A 16,354-nucleotide genomic window follows, 5' to 3' on the forward strand; every position below is an offset into this window, starting at 1 on the left:
TTACCAATAACTTTAGTTGCCCTATTTTACCCTCATTAGGCGATGCTTAACTGACTCAAGTTCAAACTCAATAACTTGCGATCGTCTCATGTCATCAACCTGCTCTAGCATTAACGTGCTATAACCTTTTCTTTTCATCCATTGAAGCGGTTCATTAAAACCGTCTTCATTGACAACAAACGACTCGCCTTTGTTGTCGCCAGTAAAGACATTCACAACCCATAACCTAGATTGAAAATCTAGAGTCTCTGCGATGGCAGCTTTTACTCTACTTAGCATACTCAACTTGCCAATAGCCAAACCGCTACACCCATCATTAGTGAGCCCGCTATTCGGTTCATTAGCCTCACATTTTTTGAGTGACCAAGCATACGTTTAAGGCCTTTACCGCCAGTTGCATAGAGAGTCATGCAGATAAATTCAAACAATAATATGATTGAAACAAGAACCACTAACTGGGGTGCCAAATCAACACTTTGATCAATAAATGGAGGAAGAAGAGAGATCATAAACGCCCAACCCTTGGGGTTGGCGATAGCGGTGACAAACCCTTGAACAACAAGATCCCAATCTCCTTGCTTGGTCTGCTCTTGTTCATCCAAATTAATGGCGAGTTTTCCTTTTGAACGCCACATCTGAACACCCAAGTAAAATAGATAGCTTCCGCCAACTATTTTAAGTGCCACGAATAACCACGGATAATTCAACATCACCGCAGCAATACCTAATACAGCGGCAATAGCAACGAGTCCAACACCGACGAGTTCACCCACCATCATCCATAACGTACGGCGATAGCCAATGCTCATACCCAGCGTTAACGCTAGGGTCATACACATTCCCGGAGTGATAGAGACAAAGAAAAACGTCGGAATAAACATTCCTAGCAGAGCGGTGTTCATTGAGTAGTTACTTATTGATAGTAGGGTTAGTTAATCGAGCTTAGCATTTTTTTATATATAGTCGATACGTTCATCAGCGGTAAACTCAATAAGAAACGAATAACACTTACTTCGATTTTTTATACCTAATCACCAGAAAGTATTAATTTACCCTGCTGGCAGCACTTCCTCACATAGTTCAATGGCGTGCTCGCCAAAAGTCTCGTAGCAATATTGCCGAATTTTCCCTTCAGCTTTCATCTCGTTCAATGTTTTCAGTATGGCAGGCACCATTTCTTTGTGTTTAATATTCACATAGGGGTAGGCATAGATCGTAACCAGGACTCCCGCGCCAGCAATATCATTTCTGAACTCTTTTGATTTAAGGAAGCTGAATAATGCCAAGTTTGGGTGAATGAAAAAATCTGTTCTACCATGCTTCAGTTTGAGTAAGCCTTGTTCCACACTACTCACCGCCTCTACATATTTAGGGTCCGCCCACTTTTGTAGGTTTTTCTCTACCACTTCGACACCTCGCATGTAATCGATCCTAAATTCCTTTTCTTTAAAACTCTCCCACCCGTGATGCAAATACTTTTCAGAGTCATATTTCGTCACGGCGATAATTTTTATTCTGAGCAAGGGAAACTCAACTATGAGTTGGTGAGGGTAAATATCTCCATATTTCAAAGCACGTGAAAATTGCCCATCAACATTGTCGTCAACACTTGCACGCAATTCAGGGAAATATATTATCTCAAGGGGTATTTCTAACCTAGCGAACAGGTCTTTGTAGACAAGGGTTAACCATTTTGTTGCTGGATTATTTGTGGGCTGATTCGCCTGTAGAACAAAAGGATTATCTTGAGTATAAACCTGTGCATTTACGATAAATGCAGTTAGGGAAACCATAAGGACAACGAGCACCTTTTGACAAACACTACGAATCATGACGTTTCCCAATAATTTAATGACCTTAGTAAGTGTAGGTACACAATACTTAAATCACATTTAATCATTATCGAGTAAAGCCATGCCTATTCAATTGCTGTTAAGTTGGGTCTTTTAACTCTTCTTTAATTTGTAGAAACTGTTTTTTGTTTTCAAGAAATAGCTCGACTAATTTAGGATCAAAAAACTTACCGGACTCAGACTCAATATAATCAAATACATCATCAACTGACCATGGGTCTTTATAAACACGTTTAGAACAAAGAGCATCAAAGATGTCAGCTAATGCACAAATTCGTCCATAGATTGGGATACTTTCGCCTGATGTACCATTTGGGTAACCGTTACCATCCCAGCGTTCATGATGGGTACCTGCTATAATTGCCCCTGCATCCAGCAACTCTAGATCCGAGCCTTCTAACATCGTCTGCCCAATTTGAGCATGAGCCTGCATTATCGCCCACTCTTCGGCATCAAGCTTAGCTGGCTTGTTTAAAATTCGGTCTGGTGTACCGACCTTGCCAATATCATGTAAAGGCGAAGCAAACAGTATTATCTCGCACTCCTCTTCATCTAACCCATATAGTTTCCCGAGCAACTCACAATATCGCGCCACACGCTTCACGTGGTAACCCGTTTCATTGGATCGATTTTCGACAACTTCCGTCAATCGATATATAACCTCGCGTTGAGATTTTTTCATCTGCTCATTCAGATCGATATTTTTCAACCCAACCACTAAGTTTTCAGTAAATACTTCTAATAAGTGCTGATCGACTTGACCTAAACAATGTTCAGTCACGATATAAAATGCAACCGAATGATGGGCACTTTTGCAATAGATTAGTAGCTCTTTGTCATCAAAGATCGATGAATCGCTATCTAGCGCCCTCTTCAACAGCGTTTTAAAAGGTAGTTCATTTAAGCGTGTGCTATCTTGTTGAATGTTCTCAAAAATACCTGTTCCACAAATCATTTGTACCGTTGCGCTGTCTATTTCAACGATTTCATGATCATGGGAAAGATGCGTACTTAAATCGAGCAACATCGTATCGCTGACATTGATCAGAGTGATAATTTGCTCAAGGGCTGCTTTTGAAAAAGCGACGAAACCCAGTTTATCCATGACATTTTTAGTTGCTTTAACGACTTGTTCCATACCAAGCTTACTATGTTCCAATATCATAATATGTTGATAGGCTCGTAGCGCCGTAAGCGTGGCAGTATATAGCTTTTGTGCGGTTAATTCGGTCTTAGCCTTGTAGTCATTAATATCATAATCTTTGATTACAGACTGCTCGGGTGATTGACCCGGTTGCCCAGTTCTAAGAACGATTCGAACATTGAGATCGCCGTGCTCATCTCTAATCCATTTCGCTAACTCTAACCCTGCATGCTCAGTCTCCATCACCACATCAAGCAGTACCATAGCGATGTTTTCATTATCTAAAAATGCTTGCTTACCTTCGCCTGCAGACAAGGCACTGATAAAGTTGAGTGGTCGATTTTCAAACTCAAACTTGTTCAACGCCATTTTCGTTACACGATGAATTTCCTCTTCATCGTCAACGATTAGAACATTCCACGGTCTTTGAACTTCTTTTTCTTCTACCGTTTCCTCTTCGGCAAAAAAGTCATCATTAAATAGATCATCATCACTCATTAGTTCACCTTAGCCGGTAAGAATATATCAAATTGTAGTCCACACGGTTTCACATGACTGGACTCGATTTGACCATCCAATTTTTTTATAATGTTGTAAACAATGTTAAGCCCAAGCCCCGTTCCACCTTGTCCTCTTTTGGTCGTAAAAAATGGCTCAAATAGTTTTTCCAGCGCACTATCTTCAACACCACTGCCGGTGTCAAAATAGCAAATATGTAACGCTCCACTCTCAATGTGCGCACTTATCTCAATGCTGCCTTCGTTATCTGACTCAAAAGCATGAACTAAAGAGTTATTTACAAGGTTAGTAATGATTTGATTTAACTTACCCGAACAGGTATGAAAAATAAGGGTGGTATCTATATGATTAATAAACGTAATCGGGCGATGCTTCATTTTATGGTGAAAGCTGTTTTGAATATTGGTCACAAGCTCATTCAAATTAATATCAAAGGTAGAGTCAATGGATTGCTCTACAGCCAATTGTTTAAAACTTTTGATTAAGTCACTTGCTCTCATCAGGTTATCTTGAATAATTTGCCCACTCTCTAATGTGTATTCAAAATACCCTTCTAAATCTGATTTTTTCATTGTTTTATTTTGATACTGATTACTGATCTCTTTCGCTTCTTCAACCAAATGAGACGCCGCTGTAACACCTATACCGACAGGCGTATTCACTTCATGAGAAACCCCAGCAACAAGCCCACCTAGCGACGCTAGCTTTTCAGACTCAACTAATTCGTCTTGAGTTTTCTCTAGTAATTGGATTTTCTCACTCAGTTGGGAAGAGCGCTCAGCAACGAGATGCTCTAAGTTATCATTAATGTCTTTGAGCTTTTTAAGGTTATTAAACCTCACTATTGTATGACCAAGCGCTTGACCATATTGACCTAGGATCTCTTTCAGCCACGGTTGCATTGGTCTCTTTTTGATTAAGTTATCACAAGCGATCCAACCTATGGGAGTGTCACCATCCCATATTGCCGCCATGGCATTCCAGCCTTTGCCGACAACTTTGTTGTAGTACAAGAGATCAACGTTATTCCACACTTCAACGTGCTCTTTAGATGCAAGTGTTAGCTCTACCCAAGGTGCATCAGGAATTGGACCACGAAACTCGGTTTCATTCTTGATGTTACCGTCTTCATCTGTGCCCCAAGTACCAATCATTTCATTGGTCTCATGGTCGAGCAGCAAAATCGCTAACCGATCGATAAACAGGTGTTGTTGAGCTTCTAGGATTGAATGCTGATAAAGCTGGTCAAGTGTTTCACATTGGCTCAAACGAAGCATGACCCCATGAAGCTTTGACATCGTATTGGCAAACATTTGCCAGCTTTGATCGTCATCGGAAGTGACACGAGAGAGGTGATAGCAATATAAGCCATCAATACAGTTGATGCTGTCTAGGTGGAGAGAGAAGGCACTAAAATCGGGGTGTTTTTGTTGTTCTGAAGTTAGTCCTTTCAAAAATTGCGACATACTTAAAGAGCCACGAGAAAGCTCTCCTGCTAAGCCTTTACTTTCACATATATAACCCTGCTCTGGTTGATATAACAACATCAACGCAGAACTTTGAGAGCAATAATTTTCCGCCCAACTAGAAACGCTCATACGCATCCAAACAATTCGTTTATTATTTAATTTAGTTCACGGATGCTGTTATTTCTAATCGGCTTTAATACTTACATAAAAATTAAGCAGCCCTAGCCCTTACAAACTTTGACTGCTGTTGTTTTTATTGATGAGGTTAGCTTGTGACTAAAGACAATTCACTCTTCACCAATTCAATAAAAAATGACGCTCCTTGCGGAATGATCTCATCGTTAAAGTCGTAACTTGGGTTGTGGACAGATACGCCTCCTTTTTCACCAGTAGATCCATTACCAAGTAGAAGATAACAGCCCGGTACCTGTTGCAACATGTATGAGAAATCTTCACTACCGCCCAGTGGCGTACAGTTCTTATTGACTTTATCCTCACCAACGACTTTCTCAGCCACTTCAGCCGCTATGCGTGTCGCTTCTTTGTGATTCACCGTTGCAGGGTATCCCCCTTTTTGAATCCGTAACGTTGCTGTCGCGCCGTGAGCGATAGCCGTCTGCTCAACCACAGTGGTTAAACGTTCGATAACTCGCTTTCTTACCTTTTCATCAAAGGCTCGAACGCAGCCCATCATGATCGCTGTCGACGCAATCACATTATAAGTCCCCGAACCACAGTGCAGATCGGTTATCGAAATAACCGCAGACTCTAAAGGCGAGACATTTCGACTGACAATGCTTTGAGCGGCTAGAACAATGTTACTCATGATAATGGCAGGATCGACCACTCTTTCTGGCATCGCAGCATGGCCACCAACCCCTTCGATGATGATATTAAAACGATCGCTACTGGCTAAAAGCGCACCTTCACGAAGATGAAACTCCCCCTCAGGGATACCCGGCATGTTGTGCATTCCATATATGCGGTCGCAAGGAAAGCGTTCAAACAGCCCTTCGTCAATCATGACTTTGGCACCACCTAGCCCCTCTTCCGCGGGTTGAAAAATGAAATTGACTGTGCCCGAAAAATTTCGATATTTTGATAAATACCAAGCGCTAGCCAGCAACATCGCCGTATGCCCGTCATGGCCACAACCGTGCATAACACCAGAATGACACGACTTGTGGGCAAACGTATTTTCTTCGTCCATCGAGAGTGCGTCCATATCAGCTCTCAGTCCGATGCTTTTTGATGATGATCCCATGCCTTTCAGCACCCCAACAACTCCTGTTTGAGCAATGCCACTGTGCACTTCGTCAAAACCCCACTCGGTGAGCTTTTCAACGATCATTTGGCTGGTTTTAAGCTCTTTAAAACCAAGCTCTGGGTGGCGATGAATATCATGTCTTAACTGGGTAAACATTGTATGATTCTCTGCAATTTCAAGGTTCATAGACTCTCCACTTTTAGAAACAAACCGCATCTAGAGCTCATAACTAATCCTTATCGTAAACTCCAAATTTCACTTTATTTCATTATAAAACGGCCAATTATTCTGAGATAATGACTCTTCGTTACCACCCCATAAGGAAAAGTTATGGCTAGCCGCGGATTTACTGACAGTCAAATTGAAGCTTTTACTTGGGTCATGAAAACCAAGAGTGCAACGGCAGCTGCAGAGAAGATGCTTATTTCGCAGCCTGCTATCAGCCGCTTACTCAAAGGACTTGAAGATCGTTTAGGGTTCGCGCTGTTTGAACGTATTAATAACCGATTGTCACCAACAAGACGCGGGCTACTGTTCTATCAAGAGGTTGAACGTTCTTACATTGCTATTCGTCAATTGCAAAAGTTTGCTGACAAGATTCGTGATATCGCTGAGGGTACTTTGCGAGTGGGCTGTGTTTCCGTGTTTGCCATTAATGTACTACCCAAAATCGCTAAGCAGTTGACCGAGTACTACCCCGATATTGAAGTTAACCTTCTCAGTTACCGCTCAGAGCAGATTGTTGAAGATATGATCGCCCAACGTTTTGATATGGGGATAACGACGATAACGGCTCCTGATAGCCGCTATCAAAGTTATCCCATTACTCTACCGCAAGTTTGTATTCTGCCTAAAGGGCACCGACTAGAGCATAAAGAGATTATAGAGGTGAGCGACTTTGATGGTGAAACGCTTATCTATGGCGAAGCGCAAGAACGTACTCGTCGACAGCTTGACGCACTACTAGAGCAACATAATGCTACGCCTAAAAAAGTGTGGACGGTGTCGCTAGCAGAAATGGCCGTTAAGCTGGTTCAAGAATCAGTTGGTATGAGTGTTGTCGATTGTGTATCCGCATCGCACGCCAACACATCGGGCGTAATCGTTAAACCTCTCTCGGAAGAGTTGAAGTACCACGCGAATCTGATTTTCCCACTTGAGAAGAATATGGACCCTGCATTAATTGAAATGAGTCAAACGCTTAAAACCTTGGTATTACAAGAAGTCGAGCGTTGCCACAGCGCCATATTGTAAGAGCATAGCCTATCGATTTAAGAGCTAACAAAGTGCTCCACTACTTGTTATATCTAGTCACCCAGGTTATTGCGAATAAAATCAAGCAGTAACCTTGTGCGTTTAGCCATATGTAATCTAGCAGGGTAAATTAACGACAGCTGTAATTGCTGAACATGCCACTTAGATAATACGGGGATCAACAGCTTTTTCTTTACAAGTTCTCTTGCGGATACCTCGGCGAGTACCCCAATACCAAACCCTTGCTGCAATAACGGTATGTAACTGGCAATGTTATTGGCTTTATGCTGACTAACTGGTATCACTTGCACAACGTCGTCACTTGAGTTCTGTAAGGTAAGGTTATTTCCAATATTAGGGGTCGAGAGGCTAACCCACGGAAACATTGGTAGCTGTTCTGGTCGCACAGGAAGCTCTTTTAATAACGGGCTAGCGTACAATTTTAGCTGAGTTGAGGTTAAGGGCAGTGACACTAAATTTGAATCGGGTAAGTCTCCTGAGCGAATCGCCAAGTCAATGGATTCATCAATGATTGATAACGGCTCTTCGCTAATCACTAAATCAAACTGAACTTTGGGGTAGAGCTCACTAAATTGCTTTAGTAGAGGGAGTAGCAAGGTTTCGTAATGATCCTGTGTCGTTGTTAAACGAATAACCCCTTTAATTTCCGAGTTAAAACTTTTTACTTCATCCACACCCTGAATAGCACTAGGAAGCAACCCTTGCACCTGTTGATAAAGAGCCTGACCTTCAGCTGTTATCGATACTCTACGTGTGCTGCGCTGCAATAGCTTGACGCCCAAATAGGCTTCTAACTTTGCTACTTGCTCGCTAACTTTCCCTCGTGGCATTTGAAGTTTTCGCCCGGCTTCGGTAAAGCTTTCGGTTTCAGCAACCGTGCTGAATATGGCGATCGCTTTTAAGTAATTTATTAACACTGAATACGCTTCACTTAATCACATATTGGACAACATAATTGATACTAAAATAGTATCAGTAAAGTAAGATTTAACCCACTAATCAAGACCAATAAAGATTGCCATAATGATTCCAACATCAAACAGTGGGAACAAAATAATGGAAACATTAGCAATTATTGGCGGTACCGGTCGAGTGGGTCAGCAAGTGATACAACAAGCCTTAGCGCTTGGCTATAAGTTAAACGTATTAGCTCGTGACCCGAACAAGGTTTCGATACATAAACGTGTCAACGTAATAAAAGGGGATGCTAAAGATTTGAGAGCTTTGGATGCTCTACTGCATGGGGCTAGTGCGGTGATTTCCACTTTAGGGCCTGCAGGCATGAATACCAGCGTTAAACTGGCTAAGTCTTCAGCGAGTGATTTTATTTCGACCAATAGTACCCGCTCTATTTTACCTTTAATGGAAAAACATGGCATTAGCCGTTTCGTGTTATGCACTGGCGCTAGCTTGCAACACCCTGATGACAAGAACAGCCTACTCGTACGTTTGCTATTAACAAAACTAGCGCCAAAAATTCTCGGAGATATTTGGCTAGATCGTGAACAAGAGCTTGAACTACTCACCAGTAGTAACGTGGACTTTACTATTGCTCGCGCTGCAAGATTATATGATGCACAGGCAAAGACCCCTCTAAAAACAAGTCACTCGACCTTTCAGGGAGGAAACGTATCTATTCACAGCCTAGCGACATTTTTAGTGGAGCAAGTTAAATCAGATAACTACTTTGGTAAGGCCGTTTACGTCGCCAATTAGGTTGATGATCAGGCAGCGTAGATTATTCGTATAGTTCCATTGCCGCTATACAGCTGTCTCGCTCCACCAGCGTAACGGGTGGAATCACATACTCTGGTGTGTTCGAGCTTATAAGATCCAACATGTGCTTAATGGATATTTGTCCTAAGCAATGTAATGGCTGCTTAATCGTCGTTAAACGTGGAATGAAAAACTGAGAGGTCGAAAGATCATCGAAGCCTATCACAGAGACTTGCGCTGGAACTTGAATATCCTTCTGGTGAAGTGCTTGAATGACACCATAAGCACTGGTGTCATTGGCACAGAATATGGCACTAAATGACGCCCCTTGTTCAATCAGCTCACTCATAGAATCAAACGCTTTTTGCGATTCATACGCACCGTCAATCACCAAATTCGAATTGAACTCAATGCCTGCGTTTTCTAGGCTCTGTTTATAACCAATAAATCGCTCTGCACCATCTAAACTGCCTTCTGTTCCAGTAACAAATACAATCTCTTTATGGCCTAGTTGAATGAGGTGATTGGTCGCAATGTAACCACCCATTTGATTATCTATCAATAATGAAGGATACGAACCGCCCCCATCACGAGCAATGAAGAGCACTGGCGTATTTACAACCAATTGTTTTATCTCTTTAATATCTAATGTTGGAACCAGTAAAATCAACCCATCCACCTTCTGGGTAATTAACTGCTTAATGATTTTTCTCTCGCGATTTTGATCCCAGTTTGAAGCCTCTAGCTCTAATTTATAAGATGTTTTCACTGCCTCAGAATAGACTCCGCCTAGAATTTCAGAGATGAACGGGCTATCAAATGCAGGGGATATCACACCCAATGTCATATTACGTTTGGTTTTAGCACTGCTTTGGGTCGTCTTGGGCGTGAAATTCACATCGACTATCGCTTTTTCGATTGCATCCACTTTTTCTTTAACGATATAAGATGTTCGATTGAGATAGCGTGAAACAGTACTAACAGAGACATTTGCTCGTTCGGCTACATCGTAAACCGTTGCTTTTTTCTTACGCAAAACCACTCCTTAGCTTTTCATTATGAATTAGCATTCCGTTATGAGATCCGTGGGGGAAAAGGTTTCCCCCACTTTAATCAGCCGCTCACCCGTAAAATAACTACACCTTAGCGAACGTCAGTTGTTCAAGCTCTAGTCCTGGTTTAACCGTTTCGACACTCAGCTCATAACAGCCTTTAGTCAATTTCACCTGCTGACCTTTCACCGTCACTAGCTTCCCATCGGTGCCATTAACTGGCAGGGTCATTGCAATAACCCCATTAATATTTAAGTTACACGATGACTGTGCCATTGAATTAAGCTCATAACGCATTAAGGCGTCACATTGATAAAGTCCATCATGAGTAACTTCAATTATTGCCGATTTCATAGACTTGGGTTTAAACGTCACACCTTTTTCAACAGGTGTTGCCATGCTTTCATCTACACCTTGCAACGGTTTAAAGTGTTTCACATTATGGTAAAACTCTAACGGACGATTCATCACTGGGGCATTCATGATAAAACGGCAAATATTCATCGCAGAACGCTGTAATTCACCTAACGTCAATGTGCCTTGTTGTAGCGCAGCTAATGTGTCATCTTCGGAAGCATTGCATTCAGCTCCATCATTTTCTACCACCATATAAAGATCATTTTGAGAACGAATCATAAACGAGGTAAGGCTCACATCTTCATGGCCCGCCGTGACAGGATCATTCATCTTCGCCCACCAATCACTCATGACTATGCCTGTGTAACCCCACTCTCCACGTAGTATCGTGGTGTTGAGATCATAATTTGAAGCGGTCCAGTGACCGTTGACTGGGTTGTAGGCTGTCATGATGGTAGAAGCTAGACCTTCTTTCACCGCCATTTCAAACGGCTTAAGGTGAATTTCACGTAAGGCACGTTCAGACACAATTGAATCTACATCTTTACGCGCTGTTTCTTGATCGTTGGCTACAAAATGTTTAATCGTTCCACTAACACCAGCTCTGCTCAAACCGCGTGTTTGGGCCGACGCGATAACACCGGTTATTAGAGAGTCTTCAGAGAAATATTCAAAGTTTCGACCATTAAGAGGGTGGCGATGAATGTTCATCCCTGGGCCTAATAGAGTATCAATCTTATGCTCCACCAACTCTTGGCCAACTAGATAAAAAAGTTGCTCATTCAACTCTCTGTTCCACGTGCTAGCCAGCAATGTACCAATTGGGACTTGAGTCGCGGTGTGACCGCTGTCCATACGAATACCAGAAGGTCCGTCTGCGGCAGCTGCAACAGGAATTCCTAACTCATACAGGTCTTGAGAGACACCACCGAATGCGGCAGCAACGCCGGGGGTGACCTTAGGGCTACACATTCCTTCGCCACGTGTCATCGTCGCTAGCTGCTCAGGGGTTAGTTGAGCAATAAAATCGTCTAACCCTGCGCGCCCTTGTTTCACGTCAATAAGCTTAATGCCTTTGTCGCCAGTTAACTCTAAACACGCTGGCAATTCCGTCTCAATACGATCAAGCATTGAAACAGTGCGCTGTGGAACAGGCTCATAGGCTAACTCATAAGCACCATCACCATTACGAGTGCCGGGTTTCATTCGGTCAAACGCTTTTACAGGCGCTAATGCCTCTTTAAGCCTTTCGGTAACCAGCATTTCATCAAGTTCAAAAGTAACACTCATTCGCTGTGCTTTGCGCACACTACCACCAAAGTAAAATTGATAGCAGCCTTGCTCTAAGACATAACAACTCTGCTCTCCAGTCACGCCGCTATCATCGTATGAAGCAAATGAGTGAACAGGAATCGAAATACGGATAGCTTGGTTCTCACCGCAATCAAGAGCCTTCGACTTCGCAAAGCCAACAAGTGCGCGAGCAGGCTTACCAAGCTCTCCTTGAGGAGCTTCAAGATAGATCTGTACTACTTCTTTGCCTGCGAAGTGAGTTCCTACATTTTCAACTTCAATATCAAAGTGAAGAACGCTATCTGCGCCTTTCCCGTCAACCGTGTAGGAAATCAGTTTTTGGCTAAATGCGGTATAGGATAATCCTGCACCAAATTCGTACTGTACAGCCTGAGGTTTAAAGGTTTCGAAATAGCGATAACCAAGATAAATATCTTCTGCATATAAATTGTAATCCGTACGCCCAAAATTTTCAGCGGATGGGTAATCAGCAAGATTGTGAGCAATGGTATCTGTTAGTCTGCCACTTGGAGACACGTCTCCAGAAAGAACATCGGCTAAAGCGTGTCCCCCTTCCATTCCTGCGGCCCAATTATACAAAACAGCTTTAATTGATTGATTATTATCGAGGCAACTAAGCCATGACATGTCGATGATATTGCTCACATTAAGAACAACAATCACATCCTTAAAATGGGTCGCCACTTTACCAAGCATCTCCAATTCCAGCTCGGTTAAGTAGTAACTTCCAGCCTCTTCTCGGTTATCTTGTTCTTCGCCTGCGGTGCGACCAATGAAGACCACCGCTTTGTTAGAGACTTTTTCGGCCTGAGTAACCAATTCATCAGTTAAAGGCATCTCATGTTGAAACCACGGTTCAGCCGCCCAACCGCCACCACCATTGTCAAACGGGTTCGCTTTAACCCACTGTTCATAAATACCAACGAGAGATTCATTAAGCTTAATCGTTCGGTTAGCTCTTAATCCCTCTAACGCGTTAATCGCATATTTGACATTAACGGCGCCGCCGGACCCTGTTCCGCTTCGATAAGTATCGATCTGGCATCGACCGAATAGCGAAATAGTTTCTCCTGCTTTAATCGGTAATATCGACTCCTTATTTTCAAGCAGTACAATACCCTCGCTGGCGGCCTGTCGGCTTACCTTAGCTAAAATTGTTGAATCAATTTTTGTGTTTTCTTGGTGCATATAAAACTATCCATTTATGTCTGTGCTCTCTTCCCATTCAGTCGACCGAATGGTGAGAGCACATAATTATTATTAAGTGAATTTTTTGTTATGTACTGGTCTTTGCCTAAGCTTTTGCGACAAAGCAGTTTTCGTTAAGGCACTAACCTCTGGTTCGTCTTACACAAAGAGGTGGCAACGCGAGAAATGGTTCTCCGCTATTTGAGTGGGCTCGGGTAAATATTCACCACATACTTTTTTAGCCTGAGGACATCGAGAAGCGTACGGGCAACCTCGTTTATCCGGTGACCACATGGGTGTTTCAAGTGAACGATGAGTTGGCAATTTGTCGTGAATACTTCGACTAGGATCTGGAACCGCTGCAAGCAACAGTTGGGTATATGGGTGCTGAGGGTTTTGCGTTATTGCTTCAGTATCACCCCACTCCACCATATGACCGCAGTAGAGAACAATCGTCTCTTCAGCAAAATAACGAGCTGTCGCAATATCATGCGTTATATACATGAACGATTTACCCATCTCTTTTTTCATCTTATTCATTAGATTCAAAACGCCGATACGAATTGAAACGTCTAACATTGATGTAGGTTCATCAGCCAAAATGACTTTAGCGCCAATGGCCAATGTTTTCGCTAAGAAAACACGCTGACGTTGACCGCCAGAAAGTTGATGAGGGAACTTACCCAACACATCTTTCGCTGGCGTTAAGCCCACCTCAGTCAGCAGTTTAATCATTCGATATTCCATCTCTTTGCCCGGTTTAATACCGTGGTAAATTTTCAATGGACGCTGCAAATGATAACGTATGGTATGCAGTGGATTTAGCGAACTGAATGGGTCTTGGAACACCATTTGAACTTCACGACGATACGCATCCAACACTTTTCCAGACTTGAAATCATCAATATTTGTTCCGTGGAAATAGATCCCACCTTCAGTCGCTTTATGAATTTTCGTCGCTATTTTTGCACTGGTACTTTTACCACAACCTGACTCCCCAACAATAGCAACACAGTGCCCTTCACGAAGTTTAAAGTTCAGACCATTAACGGCTCTTAAATACTCTTTCGGCCCAAACAGAGATTTCTTTTTCTTATGGAAATCAATCGTCAGGTTTTGCGCTTCTAGAACCACAGGGTGCTCGCGGTTTTTAGCCGTTGGTGATTGTTCTAATACCTGCATCATCTAGCACTCCACTTCAGTTAATTGACTGTGCATTTTTGTCTCGCTCTCAACACGGCTTTCATTTAAGCAATCACTGTTTAGTGAAGCATTCAAATGAAAGTGACAAGCAGACCAACGATTAGCCGCAACTTTCTCAGTCATCGGCTCAACCTTTCGACACGTCTCTTGTGCATAAGAGCAACGGGGTGCAAAACGGCAACCCGGCGGTATTTTGGTAAGATCGAGAGGTGTTCCCGGGATCCCTTTCATCTCTTGCAGTTCACCAATCAATGTGGGAAATGAGTTACCAAGCCCTTGGGTATAAGGATGATTCGGCTTTTGAAGAATCTCTTTTGAAGGCGCAAGCTCAATTAATTTTCCCGAGTACATGATGCCAATACGATCGCAGAACTCGACCATCAAGCTAAGGTCGTGAGTAATGAACAAAATTGAGAACCCAAACCGCTCTTTTAATTCATAGATTTTCTGTAGAATTTCACGCTGAACCACTACATCAAGCGCCGTTGTTGGTTCATCCATAACAAGCAGTTTAGGGTTGAGTGCCAACGCCATCGCTATCACCACACGCTGACGCATGCCGCCAGAAAATTGGTGCGGATAATCAAACAATCGTTCTGATGGAATATCAACAATGTTGAGCAGCTCTTTTGCTTTTTCTATCGACTCTTCACGGTTTTTTACAATGTCGTGGGCATCAAAAATATCCCAGAATTGGTATTCAATGGTTTTCAGAGGATTAAGACAGTTCATGGCACTTTGAAATACCATCGACGCGCCTTTCCAGCGATACGAACGAAGCTCTTCTTCTTCCATGGTTAGCACGTCTTGTCCATCAAACAAGATTTGCCCTTCAGAGATTAGAGCGGGCGGTCGGTGCAATCGCATTAACGAGAAAGCAACGGTTGATTTCCCACACCCAGATTCACCAGCAAGACCTAATATTTCGCCTTCATTAATATGAAAACTGACATCATCAACCGCTCTTACTCGGCCATCAAAAGTGACGTAGTCAACACATAAGCCTTTAACATCAATTAACTTTTTCATTCTGTGGCTCCTGTGTCTGTAGCCTTTTTATCAAACACCACCTGCTCCATCTTTTTCTTTTGAACCAATAACTTTTCCGCTTTCTTCTCTTCACGACGGTACTTCGCCATGATGCGTTGCGCTTTCAGTTTCGGATTGGAAATTTCATCAATCGAGAAATTAATAAGAGCAAGGCCAATGGCAACTGAAGCTAATGCCACACTTGGTGCGACAATTTCCCACCACGCACCAATTCGAATGGCTGACGTTTGGTCAGCGTTATAGAGCATTCCTCCCCACGTCACGCTAAGAGGATCACCTAGACCGATGAACTCTAACGTTGCCTGAGTCATGATGGCGAAGATAACCGTACCGATGAAAAGCGACGCAAGAATCGACATCATATTGGGCATCACTTCAGCAAAAAGCATGCGTGGTTTTGTCTCCCCCATAACTTGAGCGGCATGAACGAAATCACGGTTACGTATGGCTAATGTTTGTGAACGTATAACCCTTGCCCCCCAAGGCCAAGAGGTTGCGCCAATGATGACAGCAATAGCAAACGGAGAAACTTGACCAAGAAATGCAGCCAGTACCAACATAAGCGGTAAGCTTGGAATAACCATCACTAGATTGGTAATAAATGACAGTGCGTTATCGACTCGGCCACCAAAGTAGCCTGACGAAACACCGATAATCATTGCCATAAGCATAACGAAAGTTCCAGCGACAAAGCCGACCATTAACGACGTTCGTCCACCGTATAGCACTTGCGCCCATACATCTCTGCCCATACGAGTGGTACCTAGAATATGGTCCAATGATGGCGCTTGGTGTGGTCTAGCAATTCGTGCCGTTGCTTGATATTCGGTAAACAAAGGCGCGGCAAAACAGAGGAATATCACGGTAAATACCATGAATATACCTACAGCTGCTTTTGGGTTACCTAACAAAAATTGTTTGCAAATAGAGAGCGTTTTTTTCATAAC

At 42.8% G+C, this 16,354-nt stretch carries 14 protein-coding genes; 2 read left to right on the forward strand and 12 right to left on the reverse strand.

What is annotated here, in order from left to right; genetic code table 11:
* Positions 1–21: 21 nt before the first annotated feature.
* From L4D20_RS13855 to L4D20_RS13880, 6 genes are all read right to left on the reverse strand, one after another.
* Positions 22–279, reverse strand: coding sequence for a hypothetical protein (locus L4D20_RS13855; RefSeq protein WP_428802191.1), 258 nt, complete (start codon positions 277–279; stop codon positions 22–24).
* Between the two features lie 2 nt (positions 280–281).
* On the reverse strand, positions 282–902 hold the full coding sequence (locus L4D20_RS13860) for a LysE family translocator (RefSeq protein WP_428802192.1): 621 nt from the start codon (positions 900–902) through the stop codon (positions 282–284).
* Positions 903–1,049: 147 nt separating this feature from the next.
* Positions 1,050–1,832: a hypothetical protein gene (locus L4D20_RS13865; RefSeq protein WP_428802193.1), complete on the reverse strand. Its 783-nt coding sequence runs from the start codon at positions 1,830–1,832 to the stop codon at positions 1,050–1,052.
* Between the two features lie 100 nt (positions 1,833–1,932).
* A complete protein-coding gene (locus L4D20_RS13870) occupies positions 1,933–3,495 on the reverse strand; it encodes an HD domain-containing phosphohydrolase (protein ID WP_428802194.1) in 1,563 nt (520 codons plus the stop codon).
* On the reverse strand, positions 3,495–5,114 hold the full coding sequence (locus tag L4D20_RS13875) for a sensor histidine kinase (RefSeq protein ID WP_428802195.1): 1,620 nt from the start codon (positions 5,112–5,114) through the stop codon (positions 3,495–3,497). Before L4D20_RS13875 ends, L4D20_RS13870 begins: the two co-directional genes overlap by 1 nt.
* A gap of 136 nt (positions 5,115–5,250) precedes the next feature.
* Complete coding sequence (locus L4D20_RS13880; protein WP_428802196.1) at positions 5,251–6,438, reverse strand: M20 aminoacylase family protein; 1,188 nt, start codon at positions 6,436–6,438, stop codon at positions 5,251–5,253.
* Positions 6,439–6,582: 144 nt separating this feature from the next.
* Between L4D20_RS13880 and L4D20_RS13885 the strand changes: the two genes are divergently transcribed.
* Positions 6,583–7,506 (forward strand): LysR substrate-binding domain-containing protein, encoded by a 924-nt coding sequence (locus L4D20_RS13885; RefSeq protein ID WP_428802197.1) that lies wholly within the window; start codon positions 6,583–6,585, stop codon positions 7,504–7,506.
* A gap of 53 nt (positions 7,507–7,559) precedes the next feature.
* Here L4D20_RS13885 and L4D20_RS13890 read toward each other — a convergent pair whose 3' ends face one another.
* The gene (locus L4D20_RS13890; RefSeq protein ID WP_428802198.1) at positions 7,560–8,444 is read right to left on the reverse strand and encodes a LysR family transcriptional regulator; all 885 of its coding nucleotides are present in this window, start codon (positions 8,442–8,444) and stop codon (positions 7,560–7,562) included.
* 139 nt (positions 8,445–8,583) lie between these two features.
* Between L4D20_RS13890 and L4D20_RS13895 the strand changes: the two genes are divergently transcribed.
* Positions 8,584–9,243: an NAD(P)-dependent oxidoreductase gene (locus tag L4D20_RS13895; RefSeq protein WP_428802199.1), complete on the forward strand. Its 660-nt coding sequence runs from the start codon at positions 8,584–8,586 to the stop codon at positions 9,241–9,243.
* Positions 9,244–9,265: 22 nt separating this feature from the next.
* Here L4D20_RS13895 and L4D20_RS13900 read toward each other — a convergent pair whose 3' ends face one another.
* From L4D20_RS13900 to L4D20_RS13920, 5 genes are all read right to left on the reverse strand, one after another.
* Positions 9,266–10,279, reverse strand: a complete 1,014-nt coding sequence (locus L4D20_RS13900; protein WP_428802200.1) for a LacI family DNA-binding transcriptional regulator — start codon at positions 10,277–10,279, stop codon at positions 9,266–9,268.
* A 100-nt stretch (positions 10,280–10,379) separates the two neighbouring features.
* Positions 10,380–13,154: a glycoside hydrolase family 3 protein gene (locus L4D20_RS13905; protein ID WP_428802201.1), complete on the reverse strand. Its 2,775-nt coding sequence runs from the start codon at positions 13,152–13,154 to the stop codon at positions 10,380–10,382.
* Positions 13,155–13,313: 159 nt separating this feature from the next.
* Complete coding sequence (locus tag L4D20_RS13910) at positions 13,314–14,339, reverse strand: ABC transporter ATP-binding protein (protein WP_428802202.1); 1,026 nt, start codon at positions 14,337–14,339, stop codon at positions 13,314–13,316.
* On the reverse strand, positions 14,340–15,386 hold the full coding sequence (locus tag L4D20_RS13915; protein ID WP_428802203.1) for an ABC transporter ATP-binding protein: 1,047 nt from the start codon (positions 15,384–15,386) through the stop codon (positions 14,340–14,342).
* The gene (locus tag L4D20_RS13920) at positions 15,383–16,351 is read right to left on the reverse strand and encodes an ABC transporter permease (RefSeq protein WP_428802204.1); all 969 of its coding nucleotides are present in this window, start codon (positions 16,349–16,351) and stop codon (positions 15,383–15,385) included. The genes L4D20_RS13915 and L4D20_RS13920 overlap by 4 nt, the downstream gene beginning before the upstream one ends.
* Positions 16,352–16,354 lie beyond the last annotated feature (3 nt).

This window comes from Vibrio kyushuensis (assembly GCF_050337325.1).
GTDB classification, from domain to species: Bacteria; Pseudomonadota; Gammaproteobacteria; order Enterobacterales; family Vibrionaceae; genus Vibrio; species Vibrio kyushuensis.